Source organism: Cellulosimicrobium cellulans, assembly GCF_007679345.1.
In the GTDB taxonomy this organism is placed as follows: Bacteria; Actinomycetota; Actinomycetes; order Actinomycetales; family Cellulomonadaceae; genus Cellulomonas; species Cellulomonas cellulans_A.
Window position 1 is genome coordinate 436,533 of the sequence record NZ_VEGH01000002.1, and the last position, 22,297, is coordinate 458,829.

Genomic DNA, 22,297 nt, shown 5'->3' on the forward strand with positions numbered 1-22,297 from the left:
GCAGGGCGCCCACCCCGGGCCCCGCCGGCGCGGTTCGACGTCTGGAGTCCCCCCGTGCTGGACCTGGTGTTCGTGGCGGCCGCGGTCGCCCTGTTCGCGCTCGTGAGCGCCGTCGCCGCGGGGGTCGAGAGGCTGTGATCGTGCTCGACCTCGTCGCGGCCGCCCTCGGCGTCGCGGCGGTCGTCTACCTCGTGTGGGCGCTCGTGAAGCCGGAGCGGTTCTGATGGCCGGCTGGCTGGCCGCGGGCCAGCTCCTCCTGGTCGTGGCCGTCCTCGCCGCGCTGTACCGCCCCCTCGGCGACCACCTGGCCCGCGTGTACACGTCGCCGCGCGACCTGCGGGTCGAGCGCGTCCTGTACCGGCTGGTCGGCGTCGACTCCCGGTCCGAGCAGTCCTGGCGCTCCTACGTCCGGAGCGTGCTGGCGTTCTCGCTCGTCGGGCTGCTGCTCGTCTACCTGCTGCAGCGGGCGCAGGCCTGGCTGCCCTGGGACCTCGGTCTGCCGGCGGTCCGCCCCGACCTGGCGTTCAACACCGCGGCCTCCTTCGTCGGCAACACCAACTGGCAGTCGTACTCGCCGGAGCAGACCCTCGGGTACTCCGTGCAGGTCCTCGGCCTGGCGGTGCAGAACTTCGTGTCGGCGGCCGTCGGGATGGCGGTCGCGGTCGCGCTGGTGCGCGGGTTCGCCCGCCGCCGCGCGGGCACGATCGGCAACTTCTGGGTGGACCTCACCCGCGGCACGCTGCGCGTGCTGCTGCCGGTCTCGGTGCTCGGCGCGGTCGTCCTGATCGCCGGCGGCGTCATCCAGAACTGGGCCGCCCCCACGGACGTCACGACCCTGGCCGGCGGCGTGCAGTCGATCCCCGGCGGCCCCGTGGCCTCGCAGGAGGTCATCAAGCTGTTCGGCACGAACGGCGGCGGGTTCTTCAACGCCAACTCCGCGCACCCGTTCGAGAACCCGACGGGCTGGACCAGCCTGTTCGAGGTCGTGCTCATGCTCGCGATCCCGTTCTCCCTGCCGCGCACGTTCGGCCGCATGGTCGGCTCGCACAAGCAGGGCTACGCGGTCCTCGCCGCGATGGGCGCGATCTTCCTGGCCAGCACCGTCCTGCTCACGGTGGTCGAGAGCCACGGCGCGGGCACCGCCCCGCAGCTGGCCGGCGCGGCGATGGAGGGCAAGGAGCAGCGGTTCGGCATCGCCGCGACCACGCTGTTCGGCAGCGTCAGCACGCTGACGTCGACCGGCGCGGTCAACGGCATGCACGACTCGTTCACCGCGCTCGGCGGGCTGTTCCCGATGCTCAACATGATGCTCGGCGAGATCGCGCCCGGCGGCGTCGGGTCCGGGCTGTACGGGATGCTCGTGCTCGCGGTCATCGCGGTGTTCGTGGGCGGCCTCATGGTCGGCCGCACCCCCGAGTACCTGGGCAAGAAGATCGGCCCGCGCGAGATCAAGCTCGCGTCGCTGTACATCCTGGTGACCCCGACGCTCGTCCTGGCCGGCACCGCGCTGTCGTTCGCGATCCCGGCGGTGCGGGAGTCCGTGGAGTCCACGTCGATCTGGAACCCCGGGGTGCACGGCTTCTCCGAGGTGCTGTACGCGTTCACGTCCGCGGCGAACAACAACGGCTCGGCCTTCGCGGGCCTGACCGCGAACACCCCGTGGTTCAACACCGCGCTGGGCGTCGCGATCCTGCTCGGCCGGTTCGTCCCGATCGTGCTGGTGCTGGCGCTCGCGGGCTCGCTCGTCGCGCAGGACAAGGTCCCGGCCACCGCCGGCACCCTGCCCACCTCCCGGCCGCAGTTCGTCGGCCTCCTCACGGGCGTCGCGGTGATCGTGACCGCCCTGACCTACTTCCCCGTTCTCGCGCTGGGTCCCCTGGCGGAAGGTCTGTGACGTCGATGAGCACTGCCCTGCAGCACGACGCTGCCCCGACGACGGGCCCGGCCGACCCGGCCGCGCCCGCCCCGCGCCGCCCCCGCGGGCTGAGCTCCGCCCAGGCCCGGGAGGCGCTGCCGGACACGTTCCGCAAGCTCGACCCCCGCCTGATGTGGCACAACCCGGTGATGTTCGTCGTCGAGGTCGGCGCGGCGCTCACCACGGTCCTGGCGGTCGTCGAGCCGTTCACCGGAGGCCCGGAGCAGTCCGGCGGGACCGACACCCCGGCCACGTTCACCGCCGGCATCGCCGTGTGGCTCTGGCTCACGGTGCTGTTCGCGAACTTCGCCGAGGCCGTCGCCGAGGGCCGCGGGAAGGCCCAGGCGGACAGCCTCCGGCAGACCCGGTCGAGCACCACGGCCGCGGTGGTCGACGGCTACGACCCGGTGCGCGACCCGGGCGCCGAGCGCGCCCGCACCCGGCCGGTCGCCTCGCCGGACCTGGCGCTCGGCGACGTGGTGGTGGTGACCGCCGGGGAGCTGATCCCGGGCGACGGCGACATCGTCTGGGGCATCGCCTCGGTCGACGAGTCCGCCATCACCGGCGAGTCCGCCCCCGTGGTCCGGGAGTCCGGCGGCGACCGGTCGGCCGTCACCGGCGGCACCCGCGTGCTGTCCGACCGGATCGTCGTGCGGATCACGTCCAAGCCCGGCGAGACGTTCGTCGACCGGATGATCGCGCTGGTCGAGGGCGCGGCCCGGCAGAAGACGCCGAACGAGATCGCGCTGAACATCCTGCTGGCGTCGCTGTCGATCGTGTTCGTGGTCGTCGCGCTGACCCTGAACCCGATCGCCGGGTACTCCGGGGCGTCGGTGAGCGTGCCGGTGCTGACCGCCCTGCTGGTGTGCCTGATCCCGACGACGATCGGGGCCCTGCTGTCCGCGATCGGCATCGCCGGGATGGACCGGCTGGTGCAGCGCAACGTGCTGGCGATGTCCGGCCGCGCCGTCGAGGCGGCGGGCGACGTCACGACCCTGCTGCTCGACAAGACCGGCACCATCACCTACGGCAACCGCCGGGCCGTCGCCTTCCTGCCGCTGACCGGTGTCGACGCGCACGACCTGGTGCGGTCCGCCGCCCAGGCCTCCGCCGCCGACCCGACGCCGGAGGGGAGGTCGATCGTCGACCTCGCCGCCGGGCAGGGCGTGGCGGGCGACGCCGCCACGATCGCCGCCGGCACGGAGGTCGTGCCGTTCACCGCGCAGACCCGGATGAGCGGCGTCGACCTGCCGGACGTCACCCGGATCCGCAAGGGCGCCGGCAGCGCCGTCGTCGCGTGGCTCGAGGAGGAGGGCACCCTGCCCGCCGCCGTGCGCCGCGAGCTCGACGGCCACGTGGAGCGCATCTCGTCCGAGGGCGGCACCCCGCTGGTCGTCGCGGCGAAGGACTGGTCCGGCCGCGGCCGGGTCCTCGGCGTCGTGCACCTCAAGGACGTCGTCAAGGACGGCCTGGCCGAGCGGTTCGCCGAGCTGCGCGCCATGGGCATCCGCACCGTGATGATCACCGGCGACAACCCGCTGACCGCGAAGGCGATCGCCGCCGAGGCCGGGGTCGATGACTTCCTCGCGGAGGCCACCCCGGAGGACAAGCTCGCGCTGATCAAGCGGGAGCAGGAGGGCGGCAACCTGGTCGCGATGACCGGCGACGGCACCAACGACGCCCCCGCGCTCGCGCAGGCCGACGTCGGCGTGGCGATGAACACCGGCACCTCGGCCGCCAAGGAGGCCGGGAACATGGTCGACCTCGACTCGGACCCGACCAAGCTGATCGACGTCGTCCGGATCGGCAAGCAGCTGCTCATCACCCGCGGGGCGCTGACGACGTTCTCCATCGCGAACGACGTGGCGAAGTACTTCGCGATCATCCCCGCGCTGTTCGCAGGGGTGTTCCCCGGGCTGGCGGCGCTCAACATCATGCAGCTGTCGTCGCCGGCGTCCGCGATCCTCTCCGCGATCGTGTTCAACGCGCTGGTCATCGTCGCGCTGATCCCGCTGTCCCTGCGCGGGGTGCGGTACCGCGCCGCGGCCGCGTCGTCGATCCTCGGCCGCAACCTCCTGGTCTACGGCCTCGGCGGCGTCGTCGCGCCCTTCCTCGGCATCAAGCTGATCGACCTGGTCGTCAGCCTGCTGCCCGGCTTCTGACCCCCTCGGACTGAAGGAGAGAGCCGTGAGCTCCCCTCGCACCACCTGGTCGCACCTCGTCGTCTCCCTGCGGGCGATGCTGGTCCTGACCGTCATCCTCGGGGTCGCGTACCCGCTGCTCGTCACCGGGCTGGGCCGGCTGCTGCCGGCGCGGGCCGACGGGTCCCTGGTGACCGGGGCGGACGGCGCCGTCGTCGGGTCGTCGCTGATCGGCCAGTCGTTCACCGACGCCGACGGCGCGCCGCTGCCCCAGTACTTCCAGTCCCGGCCGTCCGCGGCCGGCGACGGGTACGACGGGGCCGCGTCGTCCGGGTCGAACCTGGGGCCGGAGAACCCGGACCTGGTCGCGGCGATCGAGGACCGCCGCGCCGCCGTCGCGGACCTGGAGGACGTCGACCCCGCCGCGGTGCCCGCCGACGCCCTGACCGCCTCGGCCTCGGGCCTCGACCCGCAGATCAGCCCGGAGTACGCCGACCTGCAGGTCCCGCGGGTCGCCGCCGAGCGCGGCCTGTCCGAGGACGAGGTCCGCGGGCTGGTGGCGGCGGCCACCACCGGGCCGGACCTGGGCTTCCTGGGCCAGGCCGGCGTGAACGTGCTCGAGCTCAACCTCGCGCTCGACCGGCTGGCGGGCTGAGGCGTGCCGAGGGGGCGGCTGCGGGTCCTGCTCGGCGCGGCGCCGGGGGTCGGCAAGACCTTCGCGATGCTCGAGGCGGGGCGGGACATGCACCGCGACGGCAAGGACGTGGTGGTCGCGGTCGTGGAGACCCACGGCCGCGCCGCCACGGCCGCGCTGCTCGACGGCATGGAGGTCGTGCCGCGCGCCGAGGTCGAGCACCGCGGGGTGCGGCTGGCGGAGATGGACCTGGACGCGGTCCTCGCCCGGCGCCCGGTGGTGGCGCTGGTGGACGAGCTCGCGCACACGAACGCCCCGGGGTCGCGGAACGAGAAGCGCTGGCAGGACGTGGCGGAGCTGCTGGACGCGGGGATCCACGTGGTCACCACGGTGAACATCCAGCACATCGCGTCGCTGAACGACGTGGTGCGCACGATCACGGGGGTGCCGCAGCGCGAGACGGTGCCCGACGCGGTGCTGCGCGCCGCGGACGACGTCGAGCTGGTGGACCTGGCGCCGCAGTCGCTGCGCGACCGGCTGGCGGAGGGCAACGTGTACCCGGCGGAGCGGGTGGACGCGGCGCTGTCGAACTACTTCCGGCTGGGGAACCTGACCGCCCTGCGGGAGCTGGCGCTGCTCTGGCTGGCGGACGAGGTGGACTCGGCGCTGCGCTCGTACCGTGCCGAGCACGCGATCGAGGCCCCGTGGGAGGCCCGGGAGCGGGTGGTGGTCGCGCTGACCGGGGGACCGGAGGGCGAGACGCTGCTGCGTCGCGGCGCGCGGATCGCCGCGCGGTCGGCCGGCGGGGAGCTGCTCGCGGTGCACGTCTCCGCCCAGACCGGGCTCCGGGACGCGAGCCCCGGCGCGCTGGCGGCGCAGGCGGCGCTCGCGGAGCAGCTCGGGGGCAGCTTCCACCAGGTGGTGGGGGAGGACGTGCCCGACGCCCTCGTGGGGTTCGCGCGCGGGCAGGACGCGACGCAGCTGGTCATCGGGCTGAGCCGGCGGAGCTGGCTGAAGGCCGCGCTCACCGGCCCGGGCATCGGCGCGACGGTCATCCGGCAGGCCGGTGCCATCGACGTGCACATCGTCAACCACGCCGCCGCCGGCACCCGGCTCGCGCTGCCGCGGCTCACCGGGGCGCTGACCGTGCGCCGCCGGGTGCTGGGCTTCCTGCTCGCCCTGGTGCTCGGCCCGCTGCTCACCTGGCTGCTGGTCGTCGCCCGCAACGAGCAGTCGCTCGCCGGCGACGTGCTGGCCTACCAGCTGCTGGTCGTCGTGATCGCGCTGGTCGGCGGCCTGTGGCCCGCGCTGTTCACCGCTCTGATGTCCGGGCTCACCCTCAACTACGTGTTCGTCGCGCCGGTGCACACCATCACGGTGAGCGAGCCGGTGCACGCGCTCGCCCTCGCGCTGTACGTGGCCAACGGGGCGCTGGTCAGCCTCGTCGTCGACCAGGCCGCGCGGCGCAGCCGGGTCGCGCAGCGGGCGGCCGCGGAGTCGGAGATGCTGATCGGTATCGCCGGCGGCGTGCTGCGGGGCGAGGACGCCCTCGGCGCGCTCCTGGCCCGCACCCGGGAGGCGTTCGGCCTGGACGCCGTGCGGTTGCGGGTGGCGGGTGCCCTCCGGGTGGAGAAGGGCGACGCGGCGGCGGGGTCCGCGCCGGTGGTGGTCCCGGTGACCGCGGACGCGACCCTCGAGCTGGCGGGCCCGCCCCTGGACCGCTCGGCGAGCCGGCTGCTCCCGGTCGTCGTCACCCAGGCCGCGGCAGCCCTCGAGCACGAGCGGCTCACCGCGACGGCACGCGAGATCGCCCCGCTCCTCGAGACCGACCAGGTGCGCAGCGCCCTGCTCTCCGCGGTGAGCCACGACCTGCGCCGCCCGCTCACCGCCGCCGCGACCGCCGTGAGCAGCCTGCGCGCCGACGACGTCGTCTGGTCGCCCACCGACCGCGCCGAGCTGCTCGCCACGGCCGAGGAGAGCCTCGACACCCTGACCGTGCTGGTGACGGACCTGCTGGACGTCAGCCGGGTGCAGGCCGGCGTGCTCGGCGTCTCCTGCACCAGCACCGACGTGGACGACGTGATCCTGCCCGCGCTGGACGAGCTGCACCTCGGCCCGGACGACGTGGAGCTGGACCTGGACCCCGACCTGCCGCGGGTGCAGGCCGACCCCGCCCTGCTGCGCCGGGTGGTGGTCAACGTGCTGGCCAACGCCGTGCAGTTCAGCCCGCCGGGGTGCCGCCCGCGCCTGACGACGAGCGCGTTCGCGGACCGGGTGGAGATCCGGGTCGTCGACCACGGGCCGGGCGTGGCGGCCGAGCGGCGCGCGGACCTGTTCGTGCCGTTCCAGCGGCTCGGCGACACCGACAACACCGCCGGCCTCGGGCTCGGGCTCGCCCTGTCCCGGGGCTTCGCGGAGGGGATGGGGGGCACGCTGACCCCCGAGGACACCCCCGGTGGCGGCCTCACGATGGTCGTCGGGCTGCCGACCGCCCTCGACCCCGCGGAGGTCCGGCCGTGAGGATCCTGGTGGCCGACGACGACCCGCAGATCCTGCGCGCGCTGCGGATCACGCTGCGCGCCCGCGGGTACGAGGTGCTCACCGCCTCCGACGGCACGGAGGCGATCGAGCGCGCCGCCGCGCACCGCCCCGACCTGTACCTCGTCGACCTCGGCATGCCCCGGCTCGACGGCATCGCACTGATCCAGGCGCTGCGCGGGTGGACGCAGGCGCCGATCCTCGTCGTCTCCGGCCGCACGGGGTCGGACGACAAGGTGGAGGCCCTCGACGCGGGCGCGGACGACTACGTGACCAAGCCGTTCCACCTGGACGAGCTGCTCGCGCGGCTGCGCGCGCTCGGGCGGCGCTCCGGCGCGCCCGACGACGAGGCACCCGTCGTCACGTTCGGCGGGGTGCGGGTGGACCTGGCGGCCAAGGTCGTGACCCGCGACGGCGTGGGCCCGGTGCACCTCACGCCGACCGAGTGGCAGGTGCTGGAGATCCTCGTCCGGAACCCCGGCCGGCTGGTGACCCGGCGGACGATCCTGTCGGAGATCTGGGGCACCCACCACGTCACGTCGTCCGGCTACCTGCGGCTCTACCTGTCGCAGCTCCGCAAGAAGCTGGAGGCGGAGCCCGGCGCGCCGCGGTACCTGCTGACCGAGCAGGGGATGGGCTACCGGTTCTCGCCGGAGGGGGCGGCGGAGCCGGGAGAGCCGCCCGGCCCGACCGGGGCGGCCCGGCGGGGGTGACCAGGATGCCGGTGACGGGGGCGCGGTCGCGTGAGAGGCTGGCACGGACCCCGGCGCGCGCGTGCTCGGTCCGTCCGCCGGGCAGGGAGCACCCGAGCCGTTCGGAGGGACGAGCGTGAGCAGCACCCCGCAGCACCAGCCGGCCGGTGACGACCTGCACCGCTGGGTCGCGGCCCAGGCGGCGGCCCTGAGCGTGGACCCGGCGGTGGCGGACGTCGGGGTGCTGCTCGGCCTCGCGCGCGACGTCTCGCACGGCGTCTCACGGCCGGCGGTGCCGCTGACGGCGTTCCTGGTCGGCTGCGCGGTCGGCGGGGGGACCGGCGACCGCGCGGCGCTCGACCGCGTCGTCGCGCAGGTGACGGCGGACGCCGCGCGGTGGGGCGGCACGGCACCCGCCGCGCCGCCGGAGGAGGCCCCGTGATCACGGTGCGCTACTTCGCGGCCGCCGCCGAGGCCGCGGGCACGGGGACCGAGGAGGTCCCGGCGCTGACGGCGGCCGAGCTGCGCGCGGCGCTCGTCGAGCGGCACGGGGACGGCCTGCGCCGGGTGCTCGAGCGGTGCGCGCTGCTGCACGAGGGCGAGCGCCTCGACGACCCGCGGGCGCCGCTGCGGCCCGGCGGCCTCGTGGACGTGCTGCCCCCGTTCGCGGGCGGCTGACCCGCGGCGCCGGCCGGCCGGCCCCGCGGTGCGGGGTCACCCCGGCCGGCGGGCGAGCACGCGCCCCTCCGGCGGGTCGCCGTCCGGGTCGCGCACCGCCTGCAGCTCGACGGTGAGCCCGGCCGCCCGGACCCACCCGGCGACCCGGTCGACGGGACGGCGCTGGGACCGCAGGACGACGGGGATGCCGCCGTACGCGTGCGACGGGGCGCGGACCTCGTCCCCGACCTGGAAGCCGAGCAGCAGGACGCCGCCGGGACGCAGCGCCCGTGCGACCCGCGCGATCACCCCGGGGGCGGCGGCGTCCGGCACGTGGATGAGCGAGTACCAGAGCAGCGCGCCGCTCAACGACCCGTCCTCGAGGTCGATCCGGGTCATGTCGCCGACGTCGAACCGCACGCCCGGGTGGGCCGCCCGGGCGATCTCGACCATCCGGGGCGAGACGTCGACGCCGACCACCGGGACGCCGCGCGCGTGCAGGTGGCCGGTGACGTGGCCCGGGCCGCACCCGAGGTCCGCGACCGGGCCGCCGCCGACCGCCGAGGCCAGCTCGCCCGCGAGGTCGAGCAGCGCGCGGTCCTGGGGGTCGCGCTCGGGGTAGCCGCGGGTCACCAGCTCGACGTAGGCGTCGGCGACGGCGTCGTAGGAGGTGCGGCTGCGCTCGACCCAGTCCTCGGTGTCCACGCGGGGGACGCTATCGGCCGCCACCCACGGGCCCGGTCGACGGGATCCGCCGGGTCACCGGGGAGAGCGGACGGCCCCCGCCACGGCGGGCTCCCGGCGCCGCGACCGGGTCGCCCCCAGCGCCATCGCCGCCAGGACGACCGCGATCCCCAGCACCTGCCGCCACGTCAGCACCTCCGCCGCGAGCACCGTCCCCAGCAGCACGCCCGTCACCGGGTTGAGCAGCCCGACCAGCCCGACCGTCGACGGCCCGAGGTGCCGCAGCGCCGCGAACCAGGCCACGTTCGCCACCGCCGTCGCGACCAGCGAGACGTACGCGAACCCGAGCACGGCCGTGCCGTCGAGGGCCGGCGGCGCCCCCTCGACCGCCACCGCGACCGGGAGGAGCACGAGGGCCCCGGCGACGAGCTGCCAGGCGGTGAGCGGCAGCACCTCGACCTCGCCCTGCCAGCGGTTCGCCAGGACGTAGCCGACCGACGACATCAGCATCGCCGCGACCGAGGCGACGATCCCGCGGGGGTCCAGCCCGGCTCCGTCGCCGCCGCCCAGCAGCATCACCGCGACGCCGACGACGCCGAGCACGCCGCCGACGACGGCCCGCAGCAGCGGCCGCCGGCCCAGCAGCACCCAGGCGGCGAGCATCATGACGACCGGCCCGACGGCCATGACGGTCGACGCGATGCTGCTCGGCAGCGCCTGCGCGGCGACGTAGACCAGCGCGAAGAACGCCCCGACGGTCAGCGTCCCGAGCACGAGCGACCGCCACCACCACGACCCGCGGGGGAGCCGGCGCGCCAGGACCAGCAGCACGATCCCGGCGGGGAGGGCGCGGAGCACACCGCCCCACAGCGGGCTGTCGGCGGGGAGGGTGTGCCGCGTGACGTAGTACGTGCTGCCCCAGAGGACCGGCGCGATCGCGGCGACCGGGAGCCAGCGGCGGTTGTCTTCCACGGAAGCGACTATACCTTCCGTGGAAGATACGATGGCGGCATGGGACCGGACCACGTCGACCGCATCCAGCAGGAGTGGGCTCGCGAGCGCCCCGACGTCGACGTGCGCCCGCAGGGAGTGATCGGGCGGCTGCACCGGCTCGCCCTCGCCCTGACCGGCGAGATCACCGCGGTCTACCGCGAGCACGAGCTCGGCGAGGGGGAGTTCGACGTGCTCGCCGCGCTGCGCCGCGCCGGGGCGCCGTACGAGCGCGCGCCGGGGGACCTCGCCGCCCACACGATGGTGACGACCGGGGCGATGACCAAGCGGGTCGACCGGCTGGAGCGCGCCGGCCTGGTCACCCGGCGGCCGAGCGCCGAGGACGGGCGCGGGCGGGTGGTCGCGCTGACGCCCCGCGGGCGCGAGGTCGTCGACGCGGCGTTCACGGCGCACATGGCCAACGAGCGGCGGCTGCTCGACCTGCTCGGCCCGGAGGAGGACGCCGCCGCGCTGGAGGGGCTGCTGCGCCGGTGGCTCGCGGCGCTGGACGGCGGAGGCGGCCCCGGCCGCACCGGGGTGTGACCTCGGCCACCGCGCCTTGATCTCAACCACGGTCGAGGTCGTAGCGTCGGGGTGGCTCGGCCGCCGGGGCAGCGGGCCAGGACGGAGGCCTCGTGACGTACGTGATCGCCCAGCCCTGCGTGGACGTCAAGGACAAGGCGTGCATCGAGGAGTGCCCGGTCGACTGCATCTACGAGGGCAAGCGGTCGCTGTACATCCACCCCGACGAGTGCGTGGACTGCGGCGCCTGCGAGCCGGTCTGCCCCGTCGAGGCCATCTACTACGAGGACGACGTCCCCGAGCAGTGGAGCGCGTACTACCAGGCGAACGTCGAGTTCTTCGACACCCTCGGGTCGCCCGGCGGCGCCGCCCGCACCGGGGCGCAGGACGTCGACCACCCGCTGATCGCCACGCTGCCGCTCCAGGTGCGCGAGGACTGAGGTGGCGCGTCCCGAGCCGGACGACACCCTGTCCGTCGGCGAGGTGAGCCGGCGCACCGGCGTGCCGGTGTCGGCGCTGCACTTCTACGAGCGCCGCGGCCTGATCGTGTCGACGCGCACGGCCGGGAACCAGCGCCGGTACGCCCGGCACATGCTGCGCCGGATCTCGCTGATCGTCGTCGCCAAGCGGCTCGGCGTCCCGCTGGCGGAGCTCACCGAGGTGTTCGCGACGGTGCCGCACTCCCGAGCGCCCACGGCCGGCGAGTGGCGGCGGCTGTCGCGGGCGTGGAAGGAGCGGCTCGAGGAGCGCCGCCGCACGATCGAGCGCCTGGAGCGGGACCTGGCGGGGTGCATCGGCTGCGGCTGCCTGTCGCTGAAGGCGTGCGCGCTGCTCAACCCGGACGACGTGTTGGGCGAGCACGGGGCAGGGCCGGTGCGGTTCGACGCGGAGGTGGCGGGGGACGCCGCACGCGGCGACGGTCAGGCCGGGAACGCCTCGCGCAGGTAGCCGGCGTACCCGCCGGGCGTGCGGCCGACGGTCCGGCCGGACGTGACCACGTCCACCTCGTCGGCCGCCCGCACCACCGTGCCGCGGTCGGCGCGCAGCCGCGCGACGAGGTCGACGTCCTCGTGCTCCACCAGCGGGCCGAACCCGCCCGCGCGCAGGTAGGCGTCGGCACGGACCCCGAGGTTGGCGCCGTGCACGTGCCCGTTGGGGCGGCCGGCGACGCGGGTCGCGCGCCAGGCGGCGAGCTGCCGCGGGGTGAGGTCGCGCGGGTCGGGGCGGACGGTCCCGACCACGACGTCCGCACCGGCGTCCGCGAGCGCCCGGTGCGTCCGGAGCCAGTGGGGCGGGACGACGGTGTCCGCGTCGGTGCACGCGATCCAGACGGCGCCCGGGTCGCCGGCGCACCGGTCGAGTCCCGCGGCGATCCCGGCGGCCCGCGCGGCGCCGACCGCGCCGGCCCGCACGGTGACCGTCCGGACGCCCGCCGCCCGGGCCAGCGCGGCGGACCCGTCGCGGCAGTCGTCGAGGACGACCACGACGTCGACCGGCACCCCCGCCCCGTCCGCCGCCGCGCCGACGGACGCCAGGCACGCGGCCAGCAGCTCCTCCTCGTCGTGCACCGGGACGACGACGAGCACCCGGGCCACAGGGGGCCGCGGGGTGGCACGGGCCGGCCGCGGGTTCACCGGAGCAGGCCCTCGCGCTCCGCCACCGACGCCGGGTCGGCGCTCCACACGTCCAGCGCCACGTCGGCGTCCCGGTAGGACGCCACCCGGGCCAGGCCGAGCGCGCGGTCGAGGACGGCCTGCACGTCGTCGCCGGTCTGCGCGTGCTCCGCGACCGGGTGCCGCCAGTGGCAGCCGAGCACGGTCGCGCCGGGGGCCAGCTCCGGGCGCAGCCGCTCCACGAGGTCCAGCAGCTCCGGCCGGGTCAGGTAGTACGCCACCTCCGACAGCACCACCAGGTCGTAGGGGCCCGCGGGGACCCCAGACCGGACGTCGTGCCGGCGGACCGTGACGTGCGGGTGCCCGGCGACGCGCTCGCGGGCGGACTCGACCGCGGCGGGCACGACGTCGGTGGCCAGCAGCCGCTCGCTGCGCCCGGCGAGCTCCGCCGTCAGCGTGCCGACGGAGCAGCCGACCTCCAGCACCGAGCCGTACCGGCGGGCGGGCAGCGACGCGAGGGTGAGTGCGCGCTTGCGCTCCTCGTACCACCGCGACGCCAGGTGCCAGGGGTCGTCGCGCCGCGCGTACTTCGCGGTGAAGTACTCCGGCGGGACGGAGGCCGGGAGGTCGTCGCCGACGACGAACGGCTCGACGTCCCGGTCGAAGTTCCGCAGGAACTCCGGGTGCAGGGGCGCGGCGTCCTCGGGCGCCGCCGACCAGGGCTGGGTCTGCGTGACGTGCTGCGCGAGCGCCCGGCGCTTGGCGGTGAGGTCGCGGTCGTCGAGCGGCAGCGCCCGGAGGCGGTCCCACGGCACGTCCGCGTGCTCCGGGGTCGCCCAGTGCCACAGCCACACCGGGTACTCCAGCAGCCGGGCGCCCGTGGCGGCGGCGAGCTCCGCGCACACCTCGCCGACGACGCGGTGGTCCCGGTGCCCGTCGCCGCGCCACGGCGCGACCAGGACCGCGAGCGGCTCGTCGCCGACCGCCGCGCGCAGGGCCGCCGTGACCGCCTCGCGGTGCTCCCGGGTCCCGCCGTCCGGGAAGCCCAGCGCCGTGACGGTGGAGCCCGGCGACAGCACGGCGACCCCCGCCGCCAGCTCGCGGGCGCGCATCGGCACCAGGTCCTCCGGCGCCAGGGTGGCGGAGCCCGCGTGCGACCCTGCGCCGTCGGTCACGACCACCACGTCCGCCGGACGCCCGGCCTCGGCGAGCCGGTGCAGCAGGCCGCCGGCGCCGAGCGTCTCGTCGTCCGGGTGCGCGGCGACGACGACCGTGCGGCCGACGGGCAGCGCCAGCCCGGGCAGCGCGGCGAACCGCGCCGCGGCCTCCCAGATGCCGGCCGGCGTGCCGCCCGCCCGGCCGTCGAAGATCACCACGGCGCCGGCCCCGACGCGAGCAGGCCGCCCAGGGAGGCGTCATCGCGCTCCGCGTGCTGCTGCCGCACGTAGACCTCCAGGTCCGCGACGCGCTTGGCGTGCTCGTCCTCCTGGGTCAGCGGCCCGGGGCCGAGCGCGTGGCCGGAGAGCCGCAGCACGTCCTCGCAGGTGCGGGCCACGGTCGCGCGCACCCGCTTGGCGAGCACCCGGCCCGCGGCGCGCGCGTCCTCCGGCTCGGGGTCCCGTCCGCCGCGGGTGGCCGCGCCCGACGCGTCGACCCGCGCCGCCGCGTCGGCCAGCAGGACGCGGGCGGCGGACAGCCGCTCGTCGACCGCGCCCAGGTGCATGGCGAGCAGCCGGTCGTCGGGCCGCGCGGCGGCGTGCGCGTGCAGGCGGCGGGCGACGCCGACCGCGCCCCCGAACCAGCACGCCGCGACGCCGATCGCGCCCCACCAGAAGCCGGGCCGGTCCAGGTACCAGGACCCCTCGGCGACCAGGGTCGCCCGCGCCCGGTCGAACCGGACCGGCGTGCTCGGGATCTCCGCGAGGCCTCGGGACGGCCACGGGGCGTCGACCGGCTGCACCTCGGCGGCGCGCAGGTCGACGGCGAACAGGCCGCGGCGGCCGTCGTCGCCCGCCAGGCGCGCGGTGACGAGCGCCGCGTCCAGGTGCCGGGCCAGCGAGCACCACGGCTTCGTACCGTCCAGGAGCCAGGCCTCGCCGGTGGCGCCGGGGTCGCCGGCGGTCGCGACCGGGCTCGCGGTGAGCGCCGCACCGGGGCCCTCGGCGGCGTAGACGCCCCAGGTGGACGCCGCGCGGTCACCGGGGACCGTGCTCGCGGCCTGGTCGAGGACCGCCCGGGCGTCGAGGTGCGGCTCCACGGCCCGCGCGACGGCGAGGTCGTGCGCCGCGAGCGTGGCGAGCACCTCCCAGAGGGCCGCGGTCGCACCCGCGCCGGGGCGCAGCCCGCCCGGCCAGGTGGTGACCGCGCGCAGCGCGTCGGGGACCGTCGCCGGCAGCGGGGCGAGGAGCAGGTCCGGCGGCGGGCTGCCGTCCTGGAGGCGGACGGGGCGGGTGCCGTCGGGCATGGGTCTCCTCGCAGCTGGTCGGTCGGCGGCCCGCCGGGGGTGCGGATCCGGTCGCGATCATCGCCCGGGAGGGGGCCGCCCGCCAGCGGGGGAAGCGCTGACCAGCGGGATCGCCCGTCCGGGCTCCGGGCCCGGGTCGGCCGGAGGGACCCGGTCGCTCCGCCCCAGGGCGGATGCGGGCGGCGCGGCCCGCTGGTTAGCGTGGCCGGACCACCCGCCGACCCCCGGAGGACCCGACATGCCGTCCACCCCGCCGGCCTCCCGCGTGCTGAACGCCGCGGTGACCGGACTGGCCTCGACCGCCTACTACGCCACCCCGGACCTCATCCGGTCCCGTGCCGCGCGCGGCTGGGCGAAGGTCGCGCTGACCGGCGTCGTCCTGGCGGCCTCGGTGCCCGACCTGCGCCGCGGGCTCGAGGAGTCCCGTGCCCGCCGCGCCGCCGCGGCGCAGGACCCGGAGGAGGAGCAGGTCGACTGGGGCGAGCTGTGGGGGTCGATGACGCCGCGCCGCCGCGCCTCGGTGTGCGCGGCGGGCGCCGCCGCGCTCGCCGTCTCCGTCGGGTCGGTCGTCGCGATCGAGCGGGCGGTGTTCCGGCGCGGGGAGCGCCGCCGGGCCGCGGGCGTGCGGTTCGCCCACACCCGCCCGGCGGTGGTCTGGGGCGTTCTGGGCACCGCCCTGTCGCTCCTCCCCGACGACACGGGCACCCCGCCCCGCCCGCTCCCGCACGCCTGACGCGCCGCGCCGGTCACCGGTCCGGCGGGCCGGTCAGCGGCCGACCAGCGACATCCCCGCGTCGTCGTAGCGGTTCCCCCGGACGCCCAGGGTCGACGCGAGCGCGTCCAGCTCGGCTCGCTCGTCCGCCGAGAGGGCCACGGTCGTCGCGTCCGCGTTCTCCTGGACCCGCGACAGCCGCCGGGTGCCCGGGATCGGCACGATCCACGGCTGCCGGGCGAGCAGCCACGCGAGCGCGACCTGCCCGGGCGTCGCCCCGCGGGCCTCGGCCAGCGTGCGCACCCGCGCCACGAGGGCGGCGTTCGCGTCCCGGTTCTCCGCGGTGAACCGCGGCACCCGGTGCCGGATGTCGCCCTCGGCGAAGGTGGTGGTCGCGTCGACCGTGCCCGTGAGGAACCCCTTGCCGAGCGGGCTGAACGGCACGAAGCCGATCCCGAGCTCCGCGCAGGTCGGCAGCACCTCCGGCTCGGGGTCCCGCGTCCACAGCGAGTACTCCGACTGCACGGCCGTCACCGGGTGCACGGCGTGCGCGCGCCGGATCGTGACGGCGCCGGCCTCGGACAGCCCGAGGTGGCGGACCTTGCCCTCGGCGACGAGCTCGCCGACCGTCCCGGCGACGTCCTCGATCGGCACGTCCGGGTCGACCCGGTGCTGGTAGAAGAGGTCGATCGTCTCGACGCCGAGCCGCCGCAGCGAGGCCTCGGCGACCGCGCGGATCTGCTCGGGCCGCGAGTTCAGCCCCACCATCCGGCCGTCGGCGATCTGCCAGCCGAACTTGGTGGCGAGGACGACCCGGTCGCGCAGCGGCGCGAGCGCCTCGCCGACCAGCTCCTCGTTGACGTACGGGCCGTAGACCTCGGCGGTGTCGACGAACGTGACGCCGAGGTCCACCGCCCCGCGCAGGACGGCGATCATGTCGTCGCGGGTGCCGGGGTTCGGGCCGTAGGACATGGACATGCCCATGGCGCCGAGGCCGACGGCCGAGACCTCGAGCCCCTGTCCGAGCGTGCGGGTGTGCATGGCGGGTCCTCCGTGGGGTCGGCGGGACGCACCCGGCCGGGTCGGACGGGCGCGAGGTGGGGTGCGGCCGCGGTCAGCCGACGGCGGTCGTGGGGCTCGTCCCGGGGGCGGGGGTGGCGGCGGGCGCGTCGCCGCTCGCCGCCCAGCTGGCCAGCAGCTGGAGTGCGTCCGCGGACGCCGTCCCGGGGGCCGCCGTGTAGACGAGCATCGTCAGCCCGGGAGCCTGCGCGATCGGCAGCGTGTCGTACATCAGGTCGAGCCGGCCGGCCACGGGGTGCTGGATGTGCTTGAGGCCGCCGCGGTGCAGGTGCACGTCGTGCCGCGCCCAGCGCTCGCGGAACTCCTCGCTGCGGGTGGACAGCTCCCCGACCAGGTCGTGCACCGCCTTGTCGTGCGGGTCCCGGCCGGCGGCGGTGCGCAGGATGCCGACGGTGTCCCGGGCGGCCTTCTCCCAGTCGACCCAGTAGTCGTGCGCGGCGGGGTCGAGGAACGCGAACCGGGCGTGGTTGGCGGGGCGGCCCTCGACGTGCGACGGACCGCTGAGCAGCGGCGCGTACAGCGCCCGGCCGAGCGCGTTGGTCGCGAGGATGTCGAGCCGGTCGTTCCGGACGACGGCCGGCGCGCCGGTCATGGCGTCGAGCATGACCTGGACGCTCGGCGGCACGGGCGGCGTGGGTCGGCGGCGGGCGCGTGCGGTGCGGGGCCCGGCGGCGCGGGCGAGGTCGTGCAGGTGCAGCGTCTCGGCCTCGTCGAGCTGCAGCGCCCGGCCGATCGCCGCGAGCACCGAGTCCGAGACGCCCGAGAGGTTCCCCCGCTCCAGGCGGACGTAGTAGTCGGAGGACACCCCGGCGAGCATCGCGACCTCCTCGCGGCGCAGACCGGCGACGCGGCGGTTCGACCCGTAGGCGGTGAGCCCGGCCTGGGCGGGCGTGATCCGCGCCCGGCGGGACGCCAGGAAGTCACGCACCTCGTCGCGGTTGTCCATGCCTCGACGGTACGTCCGCCCCCGGTCGCGGAGGCAGGTCCTGCCAGTACCCGTCACGCCGGGACCTCCCGGACCGGCGCCGCCGGGTGTCTGCTGGGACGGTGCGCGACGGACCCGCCGCGCACGACGCCCAGGAGGTACCCGTGGAGATCCGCACCGAGGAGCCGACGACCGCCGGCCCGTCCGCCCTGTTCACCGGCGACGTCTGGTTCGACGTCCTCGCCGCGCCGCCCGCGCCGTCCCGCCTGCGGGTCAACGTCGTCCGGTTCGCCCCGGGCGCCCGCACCCACTGGCACCGCCACGCCGCGGGCCAGTCGCTGCACGTCACCCAGGGCGTCGCCCGCGTCGGCACGCGCGACGGCCGGGTGCTGGAGGCCCGTCCGGGTCAGACCGTGTGGTGCCCGCCGGGGGAGGAGCACTGGCACGGCGCCGGACCCGACGCCTTCATGGAGCACCTGGCGATGTGGGAGACCACCGACGCCCGGGACGGCTCCGAGACCACGTGGGCCGAGCCGGTCACGCAGGAGCAGTACGCGGGGGGCGACGCGCGATGAGCACCTGGACCGCCGACGAGCTCGACCGGGTCGGGGCGGCCGAGGAGCTGCGGCTCGCGTCGTACCGCCCGGACGGCACCCTGCGGCCGGCCGTGACCATCTGGGTCGTGCGGGTCGGCGGCGACCTCGTCGTCCGCTCGGCGTACGGGCCGGGGAACGGCTGGTTCCGCCGGGCGCAGGCGTCCGGGCGCGGGCGGGTCGAGGCCGGCGGGGTGACCAAGGAGGTGCGGTTCGCGGCCGCGGACCCCGGCACGCACGAGGCCGTGGATGCGGCGTACCACGCGAAGTACGACCGGCACGGGCCCCGCATCGTCGGCACGGTGGTCGGGCCGCAGGTCGTGGACGTGACGCTGCGGCTGGAGCCGGCGGAGGACTGAGGCCCCGGGGCCCGGCGCCTCAGCGCGGGTCGACCACGCGGACCATGCCGGTCATGTCGCCGACCTCGAACCCCGCCGACCGGTACAGCGCGCTCCCCTCGGCGGTGGCGAACAGCGTCACGAACGCCGGGGCCGGTGCGCGCTCGGCGATCAGCTCGAGGACCCGCGCGACCAGCGCCCGGCCGATGCCACCGCCCTGCCGGGCGGGCAGCACGACGACGTCCTGGACCATGAAGTACTTGACGCCGTCGCCGACGACCCGGGCCATCCCGACCGCCCCCCCGTCGTCGACCGCGACCACCCCGAGCGTCGACCCGGCGAGCGACGCGGGCTGGGACGGCCAGTCGAAGGCGTGCCCCCAGCCGACGGCCTCGGCCAGCCGGCGGTGCTCCTCGGGCGTGGGCAGGCGGTCCTCGAGGGCGACGGCGGCGGTCATGCGGTCCATGGTCCCGCACGCGGACGCGCCCGTCGGCGGGGTAGGTGGTGGCCGAGACCGGGGCGGGTGCGCCCCGAACCGTGCCTAGGCTGGCCGGGTGACCGCGCTGCACGAGATGACGGCCGTCGCCCTGCGCGACCTGCTCCGGTCCGGCGACCTCGCTCCCGCCGACCTGACCGAGCACTACCTCCGCCGGATCGCCGACCGCGACCCCGCGCTCGGCGCCTTCGCCACGGTGACGCCCGACCTGGCCCGGGAGCGCGCGGCTGCGCTGGGCCGCGGCACGGCCCCCGGCCCGGACGCGCCGCTGTGGGGACTGCCGACGGCCGACAAGGACCTCACGGACCGCGCGGGCGTGCCGACCGGGTTCGGGTCGCGGGCGTTCGCCGGCCCCTACCGGTACGTGCCCGAGGTCAGCAGCGACATCACGCAGGTGCTCGACGCCGCGGGCATCGTGTCGCTCGGCAAGACCGCGGCGCCGGAGCTCGGCTTCCCGTCGTACACCGAGACGCTGGTCGGGCCGCCCGCGCGCAACCCCTGGGACCTCGGGCGCGGGTCGGGCGGGTCGAGCGGCGGCGCCGCGGTGGCCGTCGCCGCCGGGCTGCTGCCGGTCGCGCCCGGGTCCGACGGCGGCGGGTCGGTCCGCATCCCGGCCGCCGCCTGCGGTCTCGTCGGGCTCAAGACCACCCGCGGGCTGCTGCCGGCCGGCGGCGGCGTGGAGTCGCTCGGCGGCCTGGTCGTGCACGGGCCGATCGCGCGCACCGCCGCGGACGCCGCGCTGCTGCTGGAGGGCATGCTGCCCCGGCGGGCGGACGGGACGGTGGACCACCCGCGGACCCTGCGCACCGCGGCGGGACCCCGCGGGTCCTACCTCGACGCCGCCCGGCGGGGCCGCACGCCGGACGGGCGGTCGGCGTTCCGGATCGGGGTCAGCACGTTCAGCGCGTGGGAGGGTGCCTACGACATCGTGCTCGGGCCGGAGGCACGCACCGCGCTCGACACCGGTGCCGCGACGCTCGACGCGCTCGGGCACGCCGTGCGCGATGCCGGCACCTGGGAGCCCGACCCCGCCTACGCGCCGGCGTTCCGGACCCTGTGGATGGCGGGTGCGTCGGCCGTCCCGATCGACGACCCCGAGCGGCTGGCGCTGCTCGAGCCGCTGACGCAGTGGCTGATCGCGCGCGGTCGGGCGGTCCCGGCGCGGCAGCTCGTCGAGGCGGTCGGGGCGCTCGCCGCCTTCGAGCGGACGATGGTCGCCCGGGTCGAGAAGTACGACGCGGTGCTGCTGCCGGCGATGGCGCTCACCCCGCGGCCGGTCGGCTGGTACGACGCCGAGGACCCGGAGCGGAACTTCGCGCAGCAGTGCGAGTACACCCCGTACACGTCCATGCTCAACGTGTGCGGCCTCCCGGCGATCACGGTGCCGACCCACTGGACCGAGCCGGACGCCGCCGCGCCGGCCGGCCTGCCGATGGGCGTGCAGCTGGTCGGGCGACCGGGCGGCGAGCACGTGCTGCTGGCGCTCGCGGCGCAGCTGGAGGAGCGGCTGCGCTGGCCGGAGCGGCGGCCGCCGGTCTGGTGAGGCGCCGCGGGCAGCCGACCGTTGTGTACGAACGTACACAACGACGCGTACCATCGTCCGCATGACGACGACCGACTACTTCGCCGACGACCCGCGCAGCAACCTCGAGCGGATGCTGGCGGGCGATCTGTACATCGCCGACCAGGAGATCGAGGACCTCACCCGCCGGTCCGCCCGGCTCGCCGAGGCGTACGGTCGCGTCGCGCTGCTCGACGACGAGGCCGCCCGCGCCATCCTCGCCGACCTCCTCGGCACGCTCGGCGAGGGCGCCGGGATCCGCCCGCCGCTGCACGTCGACTACGGCAAGAACATCCACGTCGGCGCCCGCACGTTCGTGAACTTCAACCTCACCGCGCTGGACGTCGCGACCATCCACATCGGCGACGACTGCATGATCGGCCCGAACGTCCAGCTGCTGACCCCGATCCACCCGATCGAGCCGCAGCCCCGCAAGGACAAGCTGGAGGGCGCGAAGCCCATCGTCATCGGGGACAACGTGTGGCTCGGCGGCGGCGTCATCGTCTGCCCGGGCGTCACCATCGGGGAGAACTCCGTCATCGGTGCCGGCTCCGTCGTCACCAAGGACATCCCGGCGAACGTCGTCGCGGTCGGGAACCCCGCGCGGGTCATCCGGGAGAACATCGACCGATGACCCGTCGCCACGACCCGGGCCGGCGCGACCGCATCGTCGACGCGTGCCTCGACGTGCTCGCCGCCGAGGGCGTCGCGGGCACCTCGCACCGCAAGGTCGCCGCGGCCGCGGACGTGCCGCTCGGGTCGATGACGTACCACTTCGACGGGTTGGACGACCTGCTCCGGGCGGCGTTCGACCGGTACGCCCGGGGGTTCGGCGAGCGGTTCGACGCGCTGATGGCCGCCGCGCCCGACCGCGCGGCCGCGGTCGACGCGCTCGTCGCCTACATCCGCGGCGAGGTGATGGGCGACCCGCGCGACCTGGTGCTCAGCCACGAGCTCTACACGCTGGCGGCCCGGGACCCGGCGTACCGAGACCTCACCACCGCGTGGATGGCCCGGAGCCGTGCGTCGCTGGAGCGCTGGTTCGACCCGACGACGGCACGGGCGCTGGACGCGCTGGTCGAAGGGCTCGGCATCCACCGAGCCCTCGACACCGGACCCGGCGACGACGCGGCGGTCGAGGCCGGGGTGCGGCGGGTGGCGGGGACGGGCTGAGGCCTGCGAGCGCGGGCGGCGCCGCGCCGCGCGCCGGTGAGGCCCTCCCGCCGCCGCGGGGGTCGGCTCGGGCGGTGCGGCCGGGTCAGGTCGGGCGGTGCCGCCAGGTCAGGTCGGGCGGTGCGAGCGGGTCGGCTGGTGCGGTGCCGCCCTGTCGACTCGCGCAGCGCCGCCGGGGTCAGCTCGCGCGGCGCAGCTGGGCGTACGTCGCGGACATCCGCTCGAACTCGTCCCGGGTCAGGCCCATCGCCTCGATGAGCTCGGCCTCGAGCCGGTCGTAGGCGTCCTGCTCCGCGACCGTGCGCGGCGGCGGCGTCGCCGAGAACCGCGCGTGGATCTCCCGGAGTCGCTCGTGGTCGATGGCCCGCCTGCTCATGTCCCGAACCGTACGGCCGACCACTGACACGCCCCCGTGCGCGCGCCGTGGGCGGCCCGCGAGGGCCACCCGAGGCGACCCGAGGGGTCGGCCCGAGCGCCCGTCAGAAGGGTGGGGGTGCGTCGTAGGGGTCGGTGGTGGCGTCGTGGTTGCGGCCGGTGCCGGGTCGGGTGAGGTAGCGGTGCCCGGTGGG

General features: G+C 76.4%; 26 protein-coding genes. 17 read left to right on the top strand and 9 right to left on the bottom strand.

Features of this window, described 5'->3' with window-relative positions; genetic code table 11:
- Nucleotides 1–134: 134 nt before the first annotated feature.
- From FS882_RS21555 to FS882_RS04285, 8 genes are all read left to right on the top strand, one after another.
- Nucleotides 135–224 (top strand): potassium-transporting ATPase subunit F, encoded by a 90-nt coding sequence (locus tag FS882_RS21555; RefSeq protein ID WP_147795050.1) that lies wholly within the window; start codon nucleotides 135–137, stop codon nucleotides 222–224.
- Nucleotides 224–1,894, top strand: coding sequence for a potassium-transporting ATPase subunit KdpA (gene kdpA, locus FS882_RS04255; protein WP_158371107.1), 1,671 nt, complete (start codon nucleotides 224–226; stop codon nucleotides 1,892–1,894). Before FS882_RS21555 ends, kdpA begins: the two co-directional genes overlap by 1 nt.
- 5 nt (nucleotides 1,895–1,899) lie before the next feature.
- On the top strand, nucleotides 1,900–4,077 hold the full coding sequence (kdpB, locus tag FS882_RS04260; RefSeq protein WP_158371110.1) for a potassium-transporting ATPase subunit KdpB: 2,178 nt from the start codon (nucleotides 1,900–1,902) through the stop codon (nucleotides 4,075–4,077).
- A 25-nt stretch (nucleotides 4,078–4,102) separates the two neighbouring features.
- On the top strand, nucleotides 4,103–4,711 hold the full coding sequence (gene kdpC / locus FS882_RS04265) for a potassium-transporting ATPase subunit KdpC (RefSeq protein WP_158371112.1): 609 nt from the start codon (nucleotides 4,103–4,105) through the stop codon (nucleotides 4,709–4,711).
- Between the two features lie 3 nt (nucleotides 4,712–4,714).
- Complete coding sequence (locus FS882_RS04270; RefSeq protein WP_158371115.1) at nucleotides 4,715–7,210, top strand: DUF4118 domain-containing protein; 2,496 nt, start codon at nucleotides 4,715–4,717, stop codon at nucleotides 7,208–7,210.
- Nucleotides 7,207–7,941: a response regulator gene (locus tag FS882_RS04275; protein WP_158371117.1), complete on the top strand. Its 735-nt coding sequence runs from the start codon at nucleotides 7,207–7,209 to the stop codon at nucleotides 7,939–7,941. Before FS882_RS04270 ends, FS882_RS04275 begins: the two co-directional genes overlap by 4 nt.
- Nucleotides 7,942–8,056: 115 nt before the next feature.
- Entirely contained in the window at nucleotides 8,057–8,362 is a 306-nt protein-coding gene (locus FS882_RS04280) for a DUF6457 domain-containing protein (protein WP_158371119.1), read from the top strand.
- Nucleotides 8,359–8,598: a MoaD/ThiS family protein gene (locus FS882_RS04285; protein WP_158371122.1), complete on the top strand. Its 240-nt coding sequence runs from the start codon at nucleotides 8,359–8,361 to the stop codon at nucleotides 8,596–8,598. Before FS882_RS04280 ends, FS882_RS04285 begins: the two co-directional genes overlap by 4 nt.
- Nucleotides 8,599–8,634: 36 nt before the next feature.
- On the opposite strand, the gene FS882_RS04290 is transcribed toward FS882_RS04285, so the two are convergent.
- Entirely contained in the window at nucleotides 8,635–9,282 is a 648-nt protein-coding gene (locus FS882_RS04290; protein WP_158371124.1) for a class I SAM-dependent methyltransferase, read from the bottom strand.
- Nucleotides 9,283–9,336: 54 nt separating this feature from the next.
- Nucleotides 9,337–10,233, bottom strand: coding sequence for a DMT family transporter (locus FS882_RS04295; protein ID WP_158371127.1), 897 nt, complete (start codon nucleotides 10,231–10,233; stop codon nucleotides 9,337–9,339).
- Between the two features lie 39 nt (nucleotides 10,234–10,272).
- On the opposite strand from FS882_RS04295, the gene FS882_RS04300 reads away from it, so the two are divergent.
- The 3 genes from FS882_RS04300 to soxR all read left to right on the top strand — a co-directional run bounded on the left by FS882_RS04300 (nucleotide 10,273) and on the right by soxR (nucleotide 11,721).
- A complete protein-coding gene (locus tag FS882_RS04300) occupies nucleotides 10,273–10,794 on the top strand; it encodes a MarR family winged helix-turn-helix transcriptional regulator (RefSeq protein WP_158371129.1) in 522 nt (173 codons plus the stop codon).
- Between the two features lie 92 nt (nucleotides 10,795–10,886).
- Complete coding sequence (gene fdxA / locus FS882_RS04305; RefSeq protein WP_158371132.1) at nucleotides 10,887–11,213, top strand: ferredoxin; 327 nt, start codon at nucleotides 10,887–10,889, stop codon at nucleotides 11,211–11,213.
- Nucleotide 11,214: 1 nt separating this feature from the next.
- The gene (gene soxR / locus FS882_RS04310; protein WP_158371135.1) at nucleotides 11,215–11,721 is read left to right on the top strand and encodes a redox-sensitive transcriptional activator SoxR; all 507 of its coding nucleotides are present in this window, start codon (nucleotides 11,215–11,217) and stop codon (nucleotides 11,719–11,721) included.
- On the opposite strand, the gene FS882_RS04315 is transcribed toward soxR, so the two are convergent.
- The 3 genes from FS882_RS04315 to FS882_RS04325 are packed head-to-tail and all read right to left on the bottom strand — an operon-like array spanning nucleotide 11,694 to nucleotide 14,850.
- Complete coding sequence (locus tag FS882_RS04315) at nucleotides 11,694–12,368, bottom strand: glycosyltransferase (protein ID WP_262348053.1); 675 nt, start codon at nucleotides 12,366–12,368, stop codon at nucleotides 11,694–11,696. The two genes, soxR and FS882_RS04315, sit on opposite strands and share 28 nt — an antisense overlap.
- A gap of 35 nt (nucleotides 12,369–12,403) precedes the next feature.
- A complete protein-coding gene (locus FS882_RS04320; protein ID WP_158371138.1) occupies nucleotides 12,404–13,762 on the bottom strand; it encodes a bifunctional PIG-L family deacetylase/class I SAM-dependent methyltransferase in 1,359 nt (452 codons plus the stop codon).
- Nucleotides 13,756–14,850, bottom strand: coding sequence for an acyl-CoA dehydrogenase (locus FS882_RS04325; protein ID WP_262348054.1), 1,095 nt, complete (start codon nucleotides 14,848–14,850; stop codon nucleotides 13,756–13,758). The genes FS882_RS04320 and FS882_RS04325 overlap by 7 nt, the downstream gene beginning before the upstream one ends.
- A gap of 238 nt (nucleotides 14,851–15,088) precedes the next feature.
- On the opposite strand from FS882_RS04325, the gene FS882_RS04330 reads away from it, so the two are divergent.
- Nucleotides 15,089–15,583 carry a hypothetical protein gene (locus tag FS882_RS04330; protein ID WP_158371140.1) on the top strand — a complete coding sequence of 165 codons (495 nt, stop codon included), beginning with the start codon at nucleotides 15,089–15,091 and terminating at the stop codon, nucleotides 15,581–15,583.
- A gap of 33 nt (nucleotides 15,584–15,616) precedes the next feature.
- Here FS882_RS04330 and FS882_RS04335 read toward each other — a convergent pair whose 3' ends face one another.
- Together FS882_RS04335 and FS882_RS04340 are read right to left on the bottom strand one after the other, a co-directional pair.
- Nucleotides 15,617–16,603, bottom strand: a complete 987-nt coding sequence (locus FS882_RS04335; protein ID WP_158371143.1) for an aldo/keto reductase — start codon at nucleotides 16,601–16,603, stop codon at nucleotides 15,617–15,619.
- A 73-nt stretch (nucleotides 16,604–16,676) separates the two neighbouring features.
- Complete coding sequence (locus FS882_RS04340) at nucleotides 16,677–17,588, bottom strand: helix-turn-helix transcriptional regulator (protein WP_158371145.1); 912 nt, start codon at nucleotides 17,586–17,588, stop codon at nucleotides 16,677–16,679.
- Between the two features lie 101 nt (nucleotides 17,589–17,689).
- On the opposite strand from FS882_RS04340, the gene FS882_RS04345 reads away from it, so the two are divergent.
- Together FS882_RS04345 and FS882_RS04350 are read left to right on the top strand one after the other, a co-directional pair.
- Nucleotides 17,690–18,142 carry a cupin domain-containing protein gene (locus FS882_RS04345; protein WP_410053260.1) on the top strand — a complete coding sequence of 151 codons (453 nt, stop codon included), beginning with the start codon at nucleotides 17,690–17,692 and terminating at the stop codon, nucleotides 18,140–18,142.
- Nucleotides 18,139–18,519, top strand: a complete 381-nt coding sequence (locus tag FS882_RS04350) for a DUF2255 family protein (RefSeq protein ID WP_158371147.1) — start codon at nucleotides 18,139–18,141, stop codon at nucleotides 18,517–18,519. Before FS882_RS04345 ends, FS882_RS04350 begins: the two co-directional genes overlap by 4 nt.
- A 19-nt stretch (nucleotides 18,520–18,538) precedes the next feature.
- Here the strand turns inward: FS882_RS04350 and FS882_RS04355 are convergent, their stop codons facing one another.
- Entirely contained in the window at nucleotides 18,539–18,955 is a 417-nt protein-coding gene (locus tag FS882_RS04355) for a GNAT family N-acetyltransferase (protein WP_187365123.1), read from the bottom strand.
- Nucleotides 18,956–19,052: 97 nt separating this feature from the next.
- Between FS882_RS04355 and FS882_RS04360 the strand changes: the two genes are divergently transcribed.
- From FS882_RS04360 to FS882_RS04370, 3 genes are all read left to right on the top strand, one after another.
- Complete coding sequence (locus tag FS882_RS04360; protein WP_158371152.1) at nucleotides 19,053–20,537, top strand: amidase; 1,485 nt, start codon at nucleotides 19,053–19,055, stop codon at nucleotides 20,535–20,537.
- Between the two features lie 61 nt (nucleotides 20,538–20,598).
- Nucleotides 20,599–21,189 carry a sugar O-acetyltransferase gene (locus FS882_RS04365; protein ID WP_158371154.1) on the top strand — a complete coding sequence of 197 codons (591 nt, stop codon included), beginning with the start codon at nucleotides 20,599–20,601 and terminating at the stop codon, nucleotides 21,187–21,189.
- Nucleotides 21,186–21,728 (top strand): TetR/AcrR family transcriptional regulator, encoded by a 543-nt coding sequence (locus tag FS882_RS04370; RefSeq protein ID WP_158371156.1) that lies wholly within the window; start codon nucleotides 21,186–21,188, stop codon nucleotides 21,726–21,728. The genes FS882_RS04365 and FS882_RS04370 overlap by 4 nt, the downstream gene beginning before the upstream one ends.
- A 178-nt stretch (nucleotides 21,729–21,906) precedes the next feature.
- Here FS882_RS04370 and FS882_RS04375 read toward each other — a convergent pair whose 3' ends face one another.
- Nucleotides 21,907–22,104 carry a hypothetical protein gene (locus FS882_RS04375; RefSeq protein WP_158371159.1) on the bottom strand — a complete coding sequence of 66 codons (198 nt, stop codon included), beginning with the start codon at nucleotides 22,102–22,104 and terminating at the stop codon, nucleotides 21,907–21,909.
- Between the last annotated feature and the right edge of the window lie 193 nt (nucleotides 22,105–22,297).

Coding starts and splice junctions, on each gene's coding strand:
- kdpA (WP_158371107.1), top strand. CDS start 224: ATGGCCGGCTGGCTGGCCGCGGGCCAGCTCCTCCTGGTCGTGGCCGTC.
- kdpB (WP_158371110.1), top strand. CDS start 1,900: ATGAGCACTGCCCTGCAGCACGACGCTGCCCCGACGACGGGCCCGGCC.
- FS882_RS04300 (WP_158371129.1), top strand. CDS start 10,273: ATGGGACCGGACCACGTCGACCGCATCCAGCAGGAGTGGGCTCGCGAG.
- FS882_RS04325 (WP_262348054.1), bottom strand. CDS start 14,850: ATGCCCGACGGCACCCGCCCCGTCCGCCTCCAGGACGGCAGCCCGCCG.
- FS882_RS04330 (WP_158371140.1), top strand. CDS start 15,089: ATGCCGTCCACCCCGCCGGCCTCCCGCGTGCTGAACGCCGCGGTGACC.
- FS882_RS04335 (WP_158371143.1), bottom strand. CDS start 16,603: ATGCACACCCGCACGCTCGGACAGGGGCTCGAGGTCTCGGCCGTCGGC.
- FS882_RS04340 (WP_158371145.1), bottom strand. CDS start 17,588: ATGGACAACCGCGACGAGGTGCGTGACTTCCTGGCGTCCCGCCGGGCG.
- FS882_RS04350 (WP_158371147.1), top strand. CDS start 18,139: ATGAGCACCTGGACCGCCGACGAGCTCGACCGGGTCGGGGCGGCCGAG.
- FS882_RS04355 (WP_187365123.1), bottom strand. CDS start 18,955: ATGACCGCCGCCGTCGCCCTCGAGGACCGCCTGCCCACGCCCGAGGAG.
- FS882_RS04365 (WP_158371154.1), top strand. CDS start 20,599: ATGACGACGACCGACTACTTCGCCGACGACCCGCGCAGCAACCTCGAG.
- FS882_RS04370 (WP_158371156.1), top strand. CDS start 21,186: ATGACCCGTCGCCACGACCCGGGCCGGCGCGACCGCATCGTCGACGCG.
- FS882_RS04375 (WP_158371159.1), bottom strand. CDS start 22,104: ATGAGCAGGCGGGCCATCGACCACGAGCGACTCCGGGAGATCCACGCG.